The sequence below is a fragment of the Sulfurisphaera sp. genome, assembly GCF_059755235.1.
In genome coordinates, this window is record NZ_DBPRYF010000039.1 from 41,313 (window position 1) to 58,035 (window position 16,723).

The window sequence follows — 16,723 nt, forward strand, 5'->3', positions numbered from 1 at the left end:
ATGGATGAAGAACTAAAGCCAAAACTTTTAGAGATACTCAGAGATAAAAGGCTTCTAGAAATACTAAAGCACTTAAGAAAGGCTAATGTAGACTATGGAAAATCAATAATGTTAAACACAAAAATACCGATAGATCAAGTCGTTGATTTATTGGATCAGTTAGAGAAAATAGGTTTAATAGAGAGAGTACATGGTGCAACATTAAAAAATACAGAGGCAAAATTTAAGCTAAGTAAAGAAGTTCATAAACACCACACGTATTATACTCTAACTAGAGAAGGAGACCATCTCCTTAGACAACTTGATGAAAAAGCACTAATTGATGGTTATGTGGATCTTGTTAGAAATGATCAATTTGCTTTAGATATCTTGAGAATAGCTGATGAAGTAAACGCTGACCACGCTCTAACTTACTCAAAGTTACTTCATAAACCACTTGAAGAGGTAACACCAAAGTTGGAGGAATTAGAGAAAACTGGACTATTGGAAGAAAAAACGGCAAAAATAATAAAGTTCGGAGAAAGGAAATCAAAGCCTAAAAAAGAGACGAGGACTCATCACAAGTATTATGGTTTATCTAGGATTGGAGAACTAGTTGTGAGAGAGCTAAAGAGGAAAGGGATATTACCAAAATAACTATAGAGAAGCCTTTACATTGTTATACATTTCATTAATTAAATTTAACAGATTATGCTTTTCATTTATTTCCTTAGAGATATAATTAGAGTTTTCTAGGACTATTTTAGAAATCACTTCTTCAACTCTTTTCCTCAAAAGTAACTCTATCATTTTTACTCTTCTATCTCTTATTCTCTTATTAAAAAGACCTTGAGATTTAGTGTAGTTTAAATGTTCCTCAAAAGTGTCTACTAACTCTTTTATTCCGACGTTCTTTATAGCTATTGTCTTTACAATTTTTGGAGTCCATCCGTCTCTGAAATTTATTTCCGCACTACTTAAAGCAAATCTGATTGCTTCATAAAGCATTTCAGCTTCTGGTTTATCAGCCTTATTTATTATATAAACATCTCCGATTTCCATTATGCCAGCTTTTAAAGCTTGTATTTCATCCCCCGTCCCGGGCACAGAGACTACACCAATAGTGTGGACTCCACTTACTACATCTGTATCCGTTTGTCCAGCTCCTACAGTTTCTACTATGATCCTATCAAAACCTAAACCATCTAATGCCTCTATAAGCATTAGAGCCTCAGCAGAGATACCTCCAAGGTTTCCTCTAGATGCAATACTTCTTATAAATACATTTTGTTGCACATCCTTACCTACCATTCTAATTCTATTACCCATGAACGAGCCCATACTAAAAGGACTTGATGGATCTATTAATACTACCCCTACTTTATGCCCTCTCTTAACATATTCCGAAATTAACTCAGAAATTAATGTGCTCTTACCCGCACCCGGTGAACCAGTAATACCTATAACATGTGCCTTTCCGGATCTCTTTATTAATTCTTGTAAACTTTCCAATCCTTCTGGTGTAAAGTATTCAATTTTTGTTAAAAGCCTGGAAATAGCTAGTTCTTCACCAGCTAATGCTTTTTCAAGAAGCAATCTTTATGCCCCTTTTCGCTTCAACAGCTCTTGTAATCTTCTCGCTTATTTCTTTTAGACTTGATCCCGGAAGGAAAACTTCATCTACGCCCATTTCTTTTAGCTTGGGTATATCTTGCGGTGGTATAACTCCTCCTACTACAAGGACAACGTCATTTAATCCCTTGTCTTTCATTTCTTTTACTACTAAAGGTACTAACTCTAAGTGAGCGCCACTTAAAATGCTTACGCCAATTACATCAACATCTTCTTGTATAGCAGCTTTTACTATTTGCTCTGGTGTCTGCCTTAGTCCAGTATATACTACTTCCATCCCTGCATCCTTTAATGCTCTAGCTATCACTTTTGCTCCTCTGTCATGTCCATCTAAACCTAATTTTGAAACCAGAACCTTAATCCTTTTTTGACTCATCAGTATATAATAAGTTTAAATTGCTTAAATTTTTGTATGGTGGGGCCGGGGAGATTTGAACTCCCGACCACAAGGGCCCAAGCCTTGCGTCCTAGTCCAGGCTAGACTACGGCCCCATCCTACACTTATTTATATGCTGTTAACGCTTATTAAAATTTTTCTTGGCTTTGGGTCTTGAGTAAATTAAAAAGTTAAATTAAAGTAAGTCTGACACTCTTAGTATTCTAAGTGATGTTTGGATTAGAGAGTGATTATAGAGAGCAGGGTTACAACTGGATTGGATAAAGAACTTTCATCAATAACTGTGATTACCAAGTTCTTGATATAGGTAAAAATGTGGCATCTATCAAATTTATACTCTGAATACTCGTTAGTTGGTTAAACTTCTTTCAGCTTTTATTATATAGATCTGATAATTTTGTTTAACTAGTGAGACCTAGTCTATCTTATATTATTTTTCATAATTAATTTCTATTTTTATTGCATAAAGAGAATTTTTATTAGCCAAAAAATTATTGTACATAACTCATCTTAAAATTCAAACCCTTTTTCCGCTAAAAATATCTGAGGTAATATCATAAGTAATCCTTAACTTAATACCGTAAGGTTTATTTATCTGAGTATCGTAAGATTACTTGAGGAAAAATGGTAACAGTAAAGTTCAAGTACAAAGGAGAAGAGAAACAAGTAGATATTTCAAAAATAAAGAAAGTATGGAAAGTTGGAAAAATGATATCATTCACATATGACGACAATGGCAAGACTGGTAGAGGAGCAGTAAGCGAAAAAGATGCTCCAAAAGAATTAATTGAAATGTTAGAAAAATCTGGAAAGAAATAAGATAAATAAAAATTAATCTTTATTTTGTTTTACTTTTTCTTTCTTTGATCAAGAAATACTTGCAATTTATATCCAGTCCATACAGTTTGACCTGGTTTTAGCCACTCTATTTCCACGTCATCTGGATTTATACCAAGTCTTCCTGCTAATATTTCTCTTGCTTGCTTGTCATATTGCGGGTCTACCAATTCTTTTCTGGTTTCTATCTTTATCTTTAGCTTGTCCATTTCATTGTCATATATTATAATATTATACATTCCAGTAGTATCTGGTATTTCATTTACCGCGTCTTCAACATATATGGGGAACAAGAGTTTTCCTCTAACTCTAAACATCCATTCTACTCTACCAGGGATTGGCTCTGCAAATCTCATATGGGTAATTCCAAATTTCGGATCTGGGTCTGTTATAAACTCGTTCTTTACATAGTCTCCTAAACTATAGCGTATAAGCGGCATTGTGAAGTGGTTTAAAAGTGTAGCTATTAATTCTCCCCTTTCACCTTCAGCAGTAGGCTCATCAGTTTTAGGATCAACAATATCAAAAATCTCCATATCTTCCCATACAACTAGCTGACCCTCAGAACCTGGTATCTCGATAGCCATATGTCCATCGGTTGTTCCCCAAACGTTTATTGCTAATTCAGCATTTGGATGAACGCTAAACAGTTTTTTCTTTGTGTTTTCAGCAGCAGCTCCTCCATGTAATAATAATACTTTAAATGGCGTTTCCCACCCTTCAAGTGTAGCCTCTTCTCCAATTAGCCTATGTAGCCATGGAGTAGTTGCAAATACATCAACTTTCCAAAGTTTGAATATTAGCATATGTCTGTTTTTCCAGCTAAAGAATGTCTCTCCTCCACCTGCTATAGCAGTTCCTCCACATCTCCACATCGCAGTTTCTACTACTGGTGGTCCCCAACTGTAAAAACCACTCATGTTTAGATAATTAGCATAAACAACAGTAGGCTTTACCCCTGCAAATGTCCATAAATATCTAGCCTGCCCTTCTTGGAAGTAGTCCATTTCTAATGCTCCCCAACCTTGGAAAGTCGGTAAGCCTGTTGACCCTGAGGTTGCTCCAACAAACCTAATTCTTCTTGCTAGTTCTGGGTGGAAAATTGTTCCAAAGGGTGGGTTTTGTTGTAGGTCTTTTCTTAACTCATCCTTTCTTAAAATCGGAATTTTTACTACGTCTTTCCAATCTTTTATCATATCTGGTGCAAATCCTTTCTCTTTCCAGTATCTTCTGTAAAACTGTATGTTCTCCCAAGCCCAGTTTACGATTCTCTTTAGTCTAAAAGTCTTTAACTTATCTAGTTCTTCTCTTGGCATTGTCATTATTTTTTTGTTCCATAATACTTCTGAAGGGTTTGGTGGATAATCAGGTCTGATAAAGCTCTGTTCTCTTAACTCTTTATGCATAGCCTCATATTCAGCTAAAACACTCGACATATGTTTAAATTGTATAAGCAGTTTAAAAAAATTAGTACTTGTAAAATCCTTCTCCGCTCTTTCTTCCAATTTTGCCTTCTTTTACCATTTTTTCGAGTAAAGCTGTTGGTTTATAAGCTTCGTAGCCTTTGCTGTAAATTTCCTTAAGATAATTATAGATAAGATCTAAGCCTAACTCATCCGCCATCTCCAATAATCCTTTCGGGAAATTAAAACCATAAATCATAACAGTATCAATATCTCTTGCATTAACTATTTGATTTTCTATCATCCAACTTGACTCGTTTACTGCCAGAGAAATTATTTTTGCTGGATCTATCTTGCTGTCTGCTGGTAACTGAACTTTTGCATATTTCCCTGGAGACGGATATGTATAAAATCCTTTACCACTCTTTACTCCAAGATTTTTCTCATTGACTTTGTTCTTAAACATACTGCATTTTACATCTGATGTGCCCCTAGTTACTAAGACGTTCCAAATATCCACAACTACGTCAAGTCCTACATAATCTGCTAATTCGAAAAGTCCCATAGGCAATTTTAGTTTGTTCCTTGAGGCACTGTCTACTTCCTCTATCGTTCCTTCGCCACTTTCTACTTCTCTGCAAGCCTCTTGTAAAAGCCTAATGAAAATCCTGTTACCTATAAACCCTGGTATCTCATACTTTAATTTAACTGGTATTTTATTCATTTTATTTGCAAGATCAATAGTTAAATTTACTACATCTTCTGCGGTATATTTACTTGGTATCACTTCAACTAATTTCATGATAACGGGAGGGTTAAAGAAGTGCATTCCAATTACTTTTTCCTTCCTACTTGTTGCTTCAGCGATATCTGATATAGGTATTGAAGATGTATTGGTAGCCAATATAGCATGTTTCGGTGCAATTTCATCCAGTGATTTAAAGACTTTTTTCTTTAATTCCATATTTTCTGGAACAGCCTCAATTGCAAAATCAGCGTCTTTTGCTATCTCATATGATACATTAAATTCTATTCTTGATAATACATCTTCTGGCTTTTCTTTTAATTGTCCTTTTTCATACATTCTATTTAAAGAATCAGTTACCTTTTCTTTCGCTCTATTTAAAAAATCCCATGATATATCAACTATACCTACTTTAAAACCTGAGAGTGCAGCTACTTCTGCAATTCCATGACCCATTGTTCCTGCTCCTACAACAACTATCTTTTGTATCATTATGGATTAAAACGTAAAATAGTTATTAAATATCACGGTTTATTTCCTACGGATTAAACAACAGTAAAAATTTTTAAATTAGAATTGTAATGTATAAGTGTGAGTTTGACTATAAACGTTATTTATCGGGAAGCGAAAAGTGACGACTGGGAAGATATACTAAAGTTATATGATTCACTCTCGGATGAAGATTTGTATTTAAGGTTCTTTACATACCATAGACTTACAGAAGAGGAAGCAAAGAGAATAGCGGATACTAGAAATCATTATACGGTAATAGCTGAAGTTGATGGCAAGATCGTAGGTGAAGCATCGCTTTACTCTGACGGAGAACTAGCTGTGGTTGTTGCTCCAGATTTTAGGAAATATGGAATTGGAACAGAACTAGTAAAAAGGCTCATAGAATATGGAAAGAAACATGGTATGAAAATTATTAAATTCTACACTTTGCCGGAAAATATTCCTATGATAAAGATAGGTAGAAAATTAGGATTTAAAATAGTAGAGAGGGAAGATGAGGTTTTTGCATATCTAGATTTAAATAACGAAAATGTAATCTTAGAAAAGAATTAAAAAAACTATATGATTGGTTTTATTAAATTGTTGTTACATAGTGTTAATTGAGAACATTGACTAAAAAAATAATAGTGCCTTGTGAAGTTGCAGTAAAGGATGTAATCCCTGCAATTAAGGCTATTCTAGTTATTGAACTTTCAGCTAGAAATTACAGCCAGAAAGAAATAGCCGAATTTCTTAATATTTCTATAGCAGAGGTTAATTTCTTATTAAAAGGGAAAAGAGGAGACGAGGAACTAAAGAAGACTCTGCTTAATGATGAAAATTTTATGGATCTTGTAAAATCTTTTACTCAAAAGCTCATATCTTCTGGAGATGGGACAGATCCTATCTCAATGTGTCCTTTATGCAGTTATGCTAGGAGAAAAGTATTAAAGCAAGAAGAATCATGTCCTTATGATATTTCGTGATGAGCTTCCGGGCTCTGGACGATTGGTGAAGACGACTGCAAGCGCTGATTTCTCTCTTTCTTTTCGTTTTTAAATAACTAGAATGTAGTATTCCTTTTGCAATTTTAGAAAAACAAAGAAGAAAATAATGGGCCCACGGGGACTCGAACCCCGGACCACCGGGTCTCTCCTTTCCAGCTTTTCTTCATCCCATAAAGTCAAAAGACCCGATGAAAGCTGGAGCCCGGCACTCTACCTGGCTGAGCTATGGGCCCTTTATCGATCATGTGTCTAAATACAAAGTTATCTTCTTATAAAATAAGCTTAACTCTTTTGCTACATGGAAATATTTTAATAAGCTACTTTTACTCCCTTATATTGATTGTAATTGAAATGGGATGAAAGGAGAATAAAAGTTATTGAAGATCTAAGGAATCAAGGGATAAATCCATATCCTCAGAAATATGAAATAACTCACACAATACAAGAGTTGAGGAAAATAGCTTCACAGAAAAACGACAAACCTACTGAACCATTTATGTTTGATATCTCTACAGCCGGAAGAGTAGCAAACCTAAGAAGACACGGGAAAATTTCATTTGTCGATATATTCGATGAGGGAGAGAAATTACAGTTACAATTAAGAGTAAATGATCTTGGAGAGAAATATGATAAATTCTTTGAAATAGTTGATAGGGGAGATATAATAGGCGTAAAGGGAGACTTGCTTTATACTCTCAAGGGAGAACTTACTTTAAGAGTCAAAGATTATGCAATGCTAGCTAAATCACTTATAGAACCACCAGACTGGAGTAATTTGTCCCCTGAATTTAGGTATGCCCATAGATATGTGGATTTTCTTTATAATGATAATGCAAGAAGGGCAATGGAAATTCGTTTTCAAACAATCAGACTAATAAGAGAATATCTATATTCGAAGGGGTTTGTAGAGGTAGAAACTCCTATACTTCAGCCTGTTTATGGTGGAGCTCTAGCTAGACCCTTTAAGAGTCATGTAAATTATCTTAATGAAGATTGGTATCTCAGAATTTCACTGGAGCTCTACTTAAAGAGGTTTATTGTGGGTGGCTTTAATAAAGTCTTTGAAATAGGGAAAGTATTTAGGAATGAAGATATTGATGTTACCCATAACCCAGAGTTTACATTATTAGAACTATACTGGGCTTATGCGGATTACAACGATATAATGAAACTAACAGAGGAAATGATTCAAACCGTTGTTAAAAACGTTTACAACGATACGAAAATAAAATATACTATTGGAGGAAAAGAGTATGAAATTGAATTCTCACAATTCAAAAAAATAACTATTTATGATGCACTCTCAGAAGCTCTAGGTAAAAATATAGATAATGTGAGTGATGAGGAATTAAAATCGTTAATGGACAAGTACGCTCTAAAACCTAGAGGCAACATGTATATCAGAGGGTTAATGATAGAAAAATTGTTTGATAAATTAGTAGAACCAAACTTAATACAGCCGACATTTATTTTAGATTATCCAATAGAAACTACACCTTTATGTAAACCGCATAGGAGCAAGCCTGGACTGGTAGAAAGATTTGAACTGTTTATTGTAGGTATGGAGTTGGCGAATGCGTATACAGAGCTTAATGATCCTATATTACAAGATAGGCTCTTTAAACAAGAGCAAGAAATGTTTAGAAAAGGAGATGAGGAAGCTCACCCATATGATGTAGACTTTGTTAGAGCTTTAAGTTATGGCATGCCACCAACTGGAGGTTTAGGTATTGGTGTGGATAGGTTAGTAATGTTATTAACAAATAATTTCAGTATAAAAGAAGTTATTCCATTCCCCATGTTAAGTGCAAAAATCATTGAGGAGGACTCATAGAAAGTAAGATTGCAGAAATAAATAACATTAAGAGTGCTCCTTGAATAAGATACGATATTCTTTCATTTAGTCCTACTTTTTTCACTATTTCATTAAATATCTTTCCTCCATCAGTTATTATTAGAGGGGCTCCGTTAAATAATGCTAAGCTGAAGTTAATTGTGAACATCCATGATATAAAATCTAGGATAGCGTACGCCCATGAGGGAAAATAATATGTTAGATATACGCCTAGTAGATGTTGAGGGTCAGTTACATTGACCTTAATATTACCGATGCTTCCATTAGGATATTTTAGTGTTAATATAGGAGAAGAAGAACTGCGCAAATATGTTTCCAGTTGGTTTGGTGTTGCAACTTTGTTACCATTAACTTTAAGGATGATACTGTTAACTGGGATTGAAGCGTTATATGCAGGATAATGTGGCAGTTCTCCAACTATTTGTAAACCTTGTGATAACATTGGTGGCAAATACACTGCTAAGGGGAAAAACACTGCAGCAAGTATAAGATTTACTGCTATCCCAGCTGAGATTATCTTTAACTTCGTTGAGGTCGAAGAAGAATTGAATTCGTCTTCATCAGGCTCAACAAAGGCCCCAGGGAAAAAGATTAAGAACAGTATTCCTCCACTTTTTACTTTTACATTATTTGACGTTGCTGATATTGCATGAGCCAGTTCATGTAAAGTCACAGATATACCTATGGCCAACAAAATATAAGGCAACTGGCCAATCCCTATTGTTACACCGGGGATGACTGGTTCTAAACGTAAACCAGCAGTTTGAACGGGTTTCGGGGTAATAAATTCTGATAATACATAAAATATCAGAATTATGCCACCTACCATTGAGACTAATCCTAAAACAGTGCCCAGTTTTTCAAACACTTTATACCATTTACTTTTTGCAATATCGGGAAACCACTCACTTCTTGTACTCTTTCTCCACAACAATAAGAAAGGATATATTTGAAACCCCTTAGGCTCAAGTCTCTTCTTAAGTAGAAACATTAAAGCCCAGAAAACTAGTAGTGCAATTCCGAATAGTTCAGCTGAGTTCACAAAATATAAGCAGTATTTTGTACTATTAAATGGTTATGGAAATAGTATATACTAGAGAACATTGGGAATTACTAAGAGAGAAGAGGCAAACGGCAATAGAAACTCTTACTAGACTAAGAGAAATAGGAATAGAGGGACACGTATATGGTTCAGTAGCTAGAGGTGATGTCAAAAAAGATAGTGATATAGACGTTATAGTCTTTAATCCAGACTTGTTGAAACTTGAGCTTTTACCTTTTCATCATAGGTTCATAGTTCAAGCAACTCCTTCCTCTACTCCTAAAGCATATATATCTCTGGACCCAGAAGAAAAAGAAGTAATTTCCTTTCCTTTAGCTAAGTTAAGAAGAAAAGAGATAGAATTTTATAATTTTGGGGGATTAATATCGCTAGATAAGTTAATAGAAAATAAAAGAGTTCCGGGAGTTAATAAAGATCTTGAAATCATTATTCCTACTGAAAACGGGCACTTACAGTTACCCCTGCATGGAAATGAAGATTATGCTGTAAAATTGCTAAAAATTTCTCATGATACCATTTTAGAAAGAGAGAGATTATTAGAAAAAAGGGAAGAAAGGGGACATACTGGAGTATTTATAAAATATGAGCTTGATAATGATGAAAGCTTTGAGTATGCTATTAGAAATTTAAGTAAAAATAACAAGTTTTTTAGGAGGGTAATCAATGCTGAACGGTAAAATTAGTAACGTTATAATAGAAAGTAAGGATGTGCAAGATACTCACATAAAAGAGCTGAAAAGATTTAGGCTATATGTCAATGGGAAAGAAGTAGGTATTTCATTTTACTTTTCTGGTAGAGGCTATTATTCCCCCTGGCTAGAAATAGACTATTCCCCTTGGTTAAGAGATGAAGGCATTGAGGATCAATTCTTTTTATTTATCTATTATTTCCTACCTCCAGGGTCTAAACTGTTTGTTACATACTTAAAAGACAAAGAAACTAGGGAAATGCTTTATAGGGGTTTTCATCCAGCTGACACTCCTTTAGGTTTTTCGATGCTGAAGGCTGGTTTCACATGGTTCAAAGATTGGTATTACCCCGAAGGAGGAAACGAGGGAGCCCCAAAAATTCAAGCTAACAAACCTCTAAATAAAGAAGAAGAAAAAAGACAGCTAAGAAAGTTATTAGATGAAGTTAAAAAGGACTATGTGAGAAAGTTTATTGAGAATAAACTTGCTCAAGGGTAATCCAGATATTGGCTTGTATAATCACTTTTTGCCTAAAGGTTGTGAGCTTTGTAGATTGGGTGGGAAACTCGTTGTTTATATCACTGGGGAATGTGGGGATTCATGTTATTATTGTCCCGTGAGTTATGAAAGGTTTGGTAAGGATGTCATGTATGCTAATGAAAGTTTAGTCTCTTCTTTGTTTGATTATATTTATGAAGCGTATAGAATGAACGCATTGGGTGCCGGAATAACCGGAGGAGATCCCATTTTAGCTATTGATAGAGTTACTCAACTTATTAGACTCTTAAAAGACGAGTTTGGAAGTGAATTTCATGTTCATCTTTACACTAGTGGAAAATATGTTACCAATGACGTTCTAAATGAACTTAAAAGTGTAGGTCTTGACGAGATTAGGTTTCACCCAGTTAAAGAAGAATACCTTAAAGCAGTAGAAAAGGCATTGAAATTTGATTTTGATGTAGGTCTAGAAATTCCTTCTATACCTGGCGAAGAGGAGTATGAAGAGAAATTAATCAAATGGGCTATAGAGAAAGGTGTGAAATTTGTTAATTTAAACGAACTTGAACTTACTGAAAGGAATTACCAGCTTCTAAATGCACGTGGATTTAGAATTGATCACGGTGTAGCTGGAGTCAATGGTAGTTTTAATTCTGCCCTTTCTATCTTAAAGAAATTCGAACACTCTCAAATTGCTCTTCATTACTGCAGTTCTGTTTATAAGGACGTAGTTGAGACAAGAACAAGGTTTCTAAGAATTATAAAATTCTCTGGTAAGCCTTATGAGGATTATTCTGGAGAAGGTACAATTATTAGAGCCCTAGTAAAAAGTAATGGTGATTTAACTGATTACGGAGAAAAAGATGGTGATTTATGGAGTATCTCCCCCCAGTATATAAATATGATAAATGCTGATGAGATCTGGTTAGTGGAAGAACACCCTGACGCAAGAAGGCTTAGAGTTTCTGAAAAGTTATTGTATTCTAAATCTAAGTAACGCTACCAACCCAGTAAGATTTTTAACTTCAAAATATATTGGTGAGTCTTTAGGGACTATGAGCACTCTTCCATTCTTATTCTCTACATCTTCCATTATACGATCTATTTCTAATCTTTCCTCCTCATCCTCAGAAGAAACTAGATCTTCTATCACAAGTAGAGTATCAATAGCACCGTATTCTGCAGATTTCTTAACCTCTTCTTTTCCATAAGCTACCAACCCAGTGTTTTTAGCTAAATTCTCCATTATTTTTTCCATTATCTTGGTCTCTTGAGATATTTCGTAATCTCTGTTAATTTGGTCAACTATGTCCCTTCGAAGGATTTCATTCAATCCAGTTCTTGTAGCTGACGACACGCTATCTACGTAAGTTTTCACATTTTTTACATATTTGGAAACAATCTCCTTAAAAGGTCCAGGTCCTGCTAAAAGTATCGCTTCAACTCCCAAAGTCTCTACGTAGCTCATGACCTCCTTAGCTACTTCTTTAGCATTTTCTTCTATTATTCCTTCCTCTTCTTTATTAGGAGGTCTTAACGATTTTTCAGATAGAATTTTTATCCCCTGGCCCATGGGAAGAGCGATAAGGTATTCATCAAAGTCAACTAGCACTATTAGTAATTTCATATATTTTTCAGTCTGCCTTTTTATTTTGTCCATTTCAAACTTTCCCCAATGGGTTTTTTCTATTGCTATTTCATCCCCTATATCAAGGTTAATTGTATGATGGGCTCCTTTTATACCAAATCTCTCTGGTGCGTCTAATATTAGGCCATGTATTCTTAATCTACTAGTAAATGGTTGAAATTCCGTTTTCTCTACTTGTAATTCTACAATCATAGGAACTCTTCTACTTTCCTTCCCCAAACTCACATCTCTTGTAGTTTTAGCTATTACCTTATCTCCCTTTTTAAGAATAAGGTGTAACACCCATAAATCGTCCTCATTCTCGATATGTAATTTCATTATTCCTTTCTTATCATCAAATTCTAAAATCTTCATGATACATAATAATATCGATAGATTGTGATAATTATAACTAACGTGGATGAAGGAGACCTTCAAAAAGTCTATGAAATAGAGCTTGAAAGCTTTAGTGAACCGTATTCTTATTCTTTGCTTAAAGCCTATTACTACCTAGCTAGAGAGCTGTTTATAGTAGCAAAGGAAGGAAATGAGATTCTTGGTTATGCTTTAGGCATAATACAATATGGTTACAGAGGTCATGTTGTTTCCATTGCGGTCAAAAGAGATTACAGAGATAAGGGGGTAGGAAGTTTATTGCTCAAAGACCTTGAAAGCAGGTTTAAGGCATTTAATTGTACTTATTCCTATCTTGAGGTGAATTACAAAAACGTCCCTGCAATAGCATTTTATAATAAGCAGGGCTATGTAGTAGTTAAGTTTCAAAAAAACTATTATGGCAGAGGCAAGCATGCATTTATAATGGTAAAAAGCTTTTTAAATGGAAAGAGTTTTGAGTGATTAAAAATATATCTCATTGTTTATACTAATTATTTATGATAGATAATTTCTTCATCCTTGACTTTTCATATGATGTAGTTGACAATAAGCCAGTTATTTATATTTGGGCAGTTAACAAAAATAATGAGAGGGTTGTTCTACTAGAAAAAGATTTCCGTCCATACTTTTACGCATTATTAGATGAAAGTGCTAATGTCGAAGAAGTAAAGAAGGAGATACTTAAACTTAGTAAATCGTATTCCCCCATCACAGATGTTAAATTAATTGAAGATAAAAGATACTTTGGAGCCCCGGTTAAAGTATTAAGGATTGAGACAATAATTCCTGCTTATGTGAGAGTATATCGTGACGATATAGCTAAAGTAAAAGGCGTTAAAAATGTTCTTGAAGCTGATATTCGTTTTTACATGAGGTATTCAATAGATAACGGTGTAAAACCCTTTTATTGGATTGAGGCAGAGGTAGAAGAGATAAAAGAAAATGGTTTTAGAGTAAAGAAAGTTTACGAACTAAAGAAAATAAATAGGATTTATGAGGATAGAGAACCAGAATTGAAGACTTTAGCATTTGATATTGAGGTGTATAATAAATATGGTTCTCCCAATCCTAGAAGAGATCCTATAATTATTATCGGAATCTGGACAAAAGAGGGAGTCAAGCAGTTCCTGGCTGATAAGAACGATGATTTAAAAGTTCTAAGAGAATTTGTAAGTTTTGTCCAAGAATACGACCCAGATATCATTGTAGGTTACAATACAAATAATTTTGATTGGCCATATCTATTAGAGAGAGCCAATATTAGAGGAATAAAAATTGACGTGGGCAGAAGATTCAACAGTGAACCTTCTCAAGGTGTTTATGGTCATTTTTCTGTTACTGGTAGATTAAATGTTGACTTATACGGTTTTGCTCAATCAATTCAAGAAATAAAAGTAAAAACTTTAGAAAATGTTGCTGATTATTTAGGCGTTTTGCCAAAGGAAAAAAGAACTTTAATTGAATGGTATGATATACCAAATTATTGGGACGATGAGAAAAAACGCGATACTCTGCTCAAATATAATCTTGACGACGCAAAGTCGGCTTATCTCTTAGCCGAAGTGTTTGTACCATTTGGAATGGAATTGACTAAGATAAGCGGTTTACCATTGGATCAACTTTCTATGGCTAGTGTAGGGCATAGAGTTGAATGGCTTTTAATGAGAGAAGCTTACAGATATAATGAATTAATTCCAAATAAGGAAGAAAGGGAATATGAAAGTTATGAAGGAGGGCTTGTAATTTCTCCATTGCCTGGGATTCATGAGGATGTTTATGTTTTAGATTTCTCGTCAATGTATCCTTCAATTATGATAAAATATAACATAGGCCCTGATACCTTGGTAAAAGGAGAGTGTGAGGATTGTTGGGTTTCTCCAATTGGTTATAAATTCAGAAAAGAGCCAGCTGGCTTGTATAAGAATGTGTTGCAAAAGTTAGTGGAAGAAAGAAAAGAAGTAAAAAGAAAAATGGAAAAAAGTACTGATGAATACGAGAAGAGAATACTTGATGCTAGACAAAGAGCGTTAAAAGTTATGGCTAATGCATTTTATGGATATATGGGTTGGGTTGGCGCCAGATGGTATAGCAAAGAAAGTGCTGAGGCAGTAACCTCATGGGGAAGGAGTATAATTTCTGAGGCAGCTAACTTAGCTAAAGAAAAAGGTTTTACAGTTGTTTATGGCGATACCGACTCAATTTTTGTTAAAGGTAAAGGAGATGTAAATTCACTAATTAATGAAATCTCAACAAAATTCAGTCTGGAGATTAAAATAGATAAAGTGTACAAGAGAGTATTCTTCACAGAGAATAAAAAACGCTATGCTGGATTAACAGAAGATGGAAAAATAGATATAGTTGGTTTCGAAGCTGTTAGAGGAGATTGGTGTGATCTGGCAAAACAAGTTCAGACACAAGTAATAGATCTTATATTAAAATCCGGTAAAGTGGATGATGCTATAAAATATGTTAAATCCGTGATCTTTGATTTAAGAAGATATAATTTCAGAATAGAAGATTTAATAATTTGGAAATCTATTGATAAGAACTTGGAGGAATATGATGTTACTGCGCCCCATGTTGTTGCAGCGAGAAAGGCAGCAAAAGCTGGTTATTTAATTTCTAAGGGTGTTAAGATAGGCTATGTAATTGTAAAGGGATCCGGCAAAGTTTCAGACCGAGCAGAGCCTTACTTTATGGTAAAAGAGAAAAACAGAATAGATGTAGAGTATTACGTTGAAAGACAAATAATACCAGTAGCAATGAGAATATTGGAAGGATTTGGAGTAAAAGAAAGCTCACTTAAAACAGGAGGGGTTGATATTCTAAGTTTCTTCAAGAAGTGAAAATATCACTTAAAGTTAATATTTCTACGTTTTTAGGTCTCTTCGTTATTCCTCCAATTCTTGCCCCTATTAATGCTTTTATATTTTTAGCAGAAGCTAAATCAAGTAGTCTTTGTGTTATTACTCCATCGAATATTATGTAACTAATGTTAGAGTTATCTCCTAAGTTTTCCAATTTTTGTACAATATCTCTCACTTGAACCCTCTCTATGGGGTTCCAATTTTGATCGTATATAATTCCTTCCAGAGTCCCTGGTAACTTCTTTACTTCTTCTATTATGTTTTGCGGAATTTTAATTTCAATCTCTTTGACTTGCACTTGTTGTTGAGTAGGCTGTGGAGATGGTTGTTGCTCTTCTAGCTGTAATTGTTTTTGAACCGTAACTGGTGGTTGACTCTCTGGTGCTAATGCTTCCTTCAGTGCCTGTTGAGCTTCTTGTTGTTTCTTTAGATACTGTGGAACTGTCATCATATTTGCTAACGCTTTATTAATCTCTTTTCCAGTGAGTTCCTCTACTTCTTTTCCAGTTGGAGCTCTAGCTACGTAATCAATCTTAACATTTGAGGCTAATAATTCTTTAAGTATTAGATCTCCTCCATGGTCTCCATCTAAGAAAGCTATTACAGTTTTCTTTTGTTTTGCAAGGTCAATTATTGTCTGAGGTATTTTTCCAGTAGCCCCTTCTACTGCAATTACATTTCTATATCCATACTTTAGTAAATTTATTACATCAGCTCTTCCTTCTACTATTATAAGCTCTGGATCTTTATCAACATCTGGACCTGCAGGTAGTCTATCCGGTCCATATTCAATTATTTCGCCAGTTTTAACAGCTGAAGAGATTTCGTAAATTACCTCTTTAATATCTAATGTCTTCTCTTTTGTCCAGCTTCCTAAGATTTCCTTTGCTCTATCGATAATCTTCTTTATCTTTTCATCTCTTATATCTTGTATGGAGATTAGCTTAAATCTTGCATTATAAGGTCCTACTTTATCTACGTTCTCAACCATAGCTGCTATTAGAGCCGTCTCTATTTTATCTAGATTTGATGGTATAATTATTTCTCCTTCAGTTTTATTTTTATTAGTGTTAACATTTACATATATTCGTCCTAATCTTCCTTTATCTTGGAGTTCTCTTAGGTCAAATTCGTCTCCAAATAAGTTTTCGGTTTGACCAAAAATTGCGCCTATAACATCAGGCTTATCCACTATTCCTTCAACTTCGAATTTAAGTACTATATTATATTTCATT

At 34.5% G+C, this 16,723-nt stretch carries 17 protein-coding genes and 2 tRNA genes; 10 read left to right on the forward strand and 9 right to left on the reverse strand.

The window, feature by feature from the left end; translation table 11 throughout:
• Window positions 1-636: a DUF2250 domain-containing protein gene (locus tag AC3OCB_RS06430; RefSeq protein ID WP_498341505.1), complete on the forward strand. Its 636-nt coding sequence runs from the start codon at window positions 1-3 to the stop codon at window positions 634-636.
• Here the strand turns inward: AC3OCB_RS06430 and meaB are convergent, their stop codons facing one another.
• From meaB to AC3OCB_RS06445, 3 genes are all read right to left on the reverse strand, one after another.
• Window positions 637-1,575 (reverse strand): methylmalonyl Co-A mutase-associated GTPase MeaB, encoded by a 939-nt coding sequence (gene meaB, locus AC3OCB_RS06435; RefSeq protein WP_498341506.1) that lies wholly within the window; start codon window positions 1,573-1,575, stop codon window positions 637-639.
• Window positions 1,565-1,987 carry a cobalamin B12-binding domain-containing protein gene (locus tag AC3OCB_RS06440; protein ID WP_498341507.1) on the reverse strand — a complete coding sequence of 141 codons (423 nt, stop codon included), beginning with the start codon at window positions 1,985-1,987 and terminating at the stop codon, window positions 1,565-1,567. The genes meaB and AC3OCB_RS06440 overlap by 11 nt, the downstream gene beginning before the upstream one ends.
• A 37-nt stretch (window positions 1,988-2,024) precedes the next feature.
• Window positions 2,025-2,103: transfer RNA gene (locus AC3OCB_RS06445), tRNA-Pro, on the reverse strand.
• 529 nt (window positions 2,104-2,632) lie between these two features.
• Between AC3OCB_RS06445 and sul7d the strand changes: the two genes are divergently transcribed.
• Window positions 2,633-2,827 carry a Sul7d family chromatin protein gene (gene sul7d, locus AC3OCB_RS06450; protein WP_498341509.1) on the forward strand — a complete coding sequence of 65 codons (195 nt, stop codon included), beginning with the start codon at window positions 2,633-2,635 and terminating at the stop codon, window positions 2,825-2,827.
• A gap of 29 nt (window positions 2,828-2,856) precedes the next feature.
• On the opposite strand, the gene AC3OCB_RS06455 is transcribed toward sul7d, so the two are convergent.
• The gene (locus tag AC3OCB_RS06455) at window positions 2,857-4,281 is read right to left on the reverse strand and encodes an acyl-CoA synthetase family protein (RefSeq protein WP_498341510.1); all 1,425 of its coding nucleotides are present in this window, start codon (window positions 4,279-4,281) and stop codon (window positions 2,857-2,859) included.
• Between the two features lie 31 nt (window positions 4,282-4,312).
• A complete protein-coding gene (locus tag AC3OCB_RS06460) occupies window positions 4,313-5,488 on the reverse strand; it encodes a 3-hydroxyacyl-CoA dehydrogenase (protein ID WP_498341547.1) in 1,176 nt (391 codons plus the stop codon).
• Window positions 5,489-5,590: 102 nt separating this feature from the next.
• Here AC3OCB_RS06460 and AC3OCB_RS06465 point away from each other — a divergent pair, with 102 nt between their 5' ends.
• Window positions 5,591-6,058 carry a GNAT family N-acetyltransferase gene (locus tag AC3OCB_RS06465; protein WP_498341548.1) on the forward strand — a complete coding sequence of 156 codons (468 nt, stop codon included), beginning with the start codon at window positions 5,591-5,593 and terminating at the stop codon, window positions 6,056-6,058.
• 56 nt (window positions 6,059-6,114) lie between these two features.
• On the forward strand, window positions 6,115-6,471 hold the full coding sequence (locus AC3OCB_RS06470) for a transcriptional regulator (protein WP_498341511.1): 357 nt from the start codon (window positions 6,115-6,117) through the stop codon (window positions 6,469-6,471).
• 128 nt (window positions 6,472-6,599) lie between these two features.
• On the opposite strand, the gene AC3OCB_RS06475 is transcribed toward AC3OCB_RS06470, so the two are convergent.
• Window positions 6,600-6,725, reverse strand: a tRNA-Trp gene (locus tag AC3OCB_RS06475).
• A 113-nt stretch (window positions 6,726-6,838) separates the two neighbouring features.
• On the opposite strand from AC3OCB_RS06475, the gene lysS reads away from it, so the two are divergent.
• Complete coding sequence (lysS, locus tag AC3OCB_RS06480) at window positions 6,839-8,326, forward strand: lysine--tRNA ligase (RefSeq protein ID WP_498341512.1); 1,488 nt, start codon at window positions 6,839-6,841, stop codon at window positions 8,324-8,326.
• Here lysS and AC3OCB_RS06485 read toward each other — a convergent pair.
• On the reverse strand, window positions 8,307-9,389 hold the full coding sequence (locus AC3OCB_RS06485; protein ID WP_498341513.1) for a site-2 protease family protein: 1,083 nt from the start codon (window positions 9,387-9,389) through the stop codon (window positions 8,307-8,309). The two genes, lysS and AC3OCB_RS06485, sit on opposite strands and share 20 nt — an antisense overlap.
• Before the next feature lie 35 nt (window positions 9,390-9,424).
• Between AC3OCB_RS06485 and AC3OCB_RS06490 the strand changes: the two genes are divergently transcribed.
• From AC3OCB_RS06490 to AC3OCB_RS06500, 3 genes are read left to right on the forward strand one after another with little or no spacing between them, the layout of a single operon-like run.
• A complete protein-coding gene (locus AC3OCB_RS06490) occupies window positions 9,425-10,087 on the forward strand; it encodes a nucleotidyltransferase domain-containing protein (RefSeq protein ID WP_498341514.1) in 663 nt (220 codons plus the stop codon).
• Window positions 10,074-10,598, forward strand: coding sequence for a DUF1122 family protein (locus AC3OCB_RS06495; RefSeq protein ID WP_498341515.1), 525 nt, complete (start codon window positions 10,074-10,076; stop codon window positions 10,596-10,598). Before AC3OCB_RS06490 ends, AC3OCB_RS06495 begins: the two co-directional genes overlap by 14 nt.
• Window positions 10,585-11,595 carry a radical SAM protein gene (locus AC3OCB_RS06500; protein WP_498341550.1) on the forward strand — a complete coding sequence of 337 codons (1,011 nt, stop codon included), beginning with the start codon at window positions 10,585-10,587 and terminating at the stop codon, window positions 11,593-11,595. Before AC3OCB_RS06495 ends, AC3OCB_RS06500 begins: the two co-directional genes overlap by 14 nt.
• Here AC3OCB_RS06500 and AC3OCB_RS06505 read toward each other — a convergent pair.
• On the reverse strand, window positions 11,572-12,600 hold the full coding sequence (locus tag AC3OCB_RS06505; protein WP_498341516.1) for an mRNA surveillance protein pelota: 1,029 nt from the start codon (window positions 12,598-12,600) through the stop codon (window positions 11,572-11,574). The genes AC3OCB_RS06500 and AC3OCB_RS06505 overlap by 24 nt on opposite strands.
• A gap of 24 nt (window positions 12,601-12,624) precedes the next feature.
• Here AC3OCB_RS06505 and rimI point away from each other — a divergent pair, with 24 nt between their 5' ends.
• Window positions 12,625-13,083, forward strand: a complete 459-nt coding sequence (gene rimI, locus AC3OCB_RS06510) for a ribosomal protein S18-alanine N-acetyltransferase (RefSeq protein ID WP_498341517.1) — start codon at window positions 12,625-12,627, stop codon at window positions 13,081-13,083.
• A 35-nt stretch (window positions 13,084-13,118) separates the two neighbouring features.
• On the forward strand, window positions 13,119-15,467 hold the full coding sequence (locus AC3OCB_RS06515) for a DNA-directed DNA polymerase (RefSeq protein ID WP_498341518.1): 2,349 nt from the start codon (window positions 13,119-13,121) through the stop codon (window positions 15,465-15,467).
• Here the strand turns inward: AC3OCB_RS06515 and dnaG are convergent.
• Entirely contained in the window at window positions 15,457-16,722 is a 1,266-nt protein-coding gene (gene dnaG, locus AC3OCB_RS06520; protein ID WP_498341551.1) for a DNA primase DnaG, read from the reverse strand. The genes AC3OCB_RS06515 and dnaG overlap by 11 nt on opposite strands.
• Between the last annotated feature and the right edge of the window lies 1 nt (window position 16,723).